Source organism: Halomonas sp. SIMBA_159, assembly GCF_046536035.1.
Taxonomy (GTDB): domain Bacteria; phylum Pseudomonadota; class Gammaproteobacteria; order Pseudomonadales; family Halomonadaceae; genus Vreelandella; species Vreelandella venusta_A.
The window spans coordinates 1-275 of the sequence record NZ_JAWJBT010000495.1; the positions used below are offsets into that span (position 1 = coordinate 1).

Annotated in this window: 1 protein-coding gene; it reads left to right on the forward strand. The window is 25.5% G+C overall.

Translation table 11 applies throughout. The features are described 5' to 3' along the window. On the forward strand, window positions 1-275 hold a 275-nt coding region (locus R0J87_RS20160; protein ID WP_498888474.1), incomplete at both ends, for a hypothetical protein.

The following is a 275-nucleotide window of genomic DNA, read 5'->3' on the forward strand; positions in this document are numbered from 1 at the left end:
TATAAGAATGATATTAAAGAATATTACACTCCTAGTTTATATTGTCTCTGCAATATGTTGCAAACGTTGGTATTGTACAAAAAAACTACAAAAAATAAATATTCAACTGAGGTTGATAAATTGATACTATCTTTGAGTCGAATTTTAAATCAATTTAGGGAGAAAGAAGAAGTAAAGAATATTTTAGAAAGGAATAATCAATTACGCATTTTTATTGATAATCAAATCATAGATATAGTAGAAGTTTTGGGTTATGACAAAAAAGAGTATGCTCT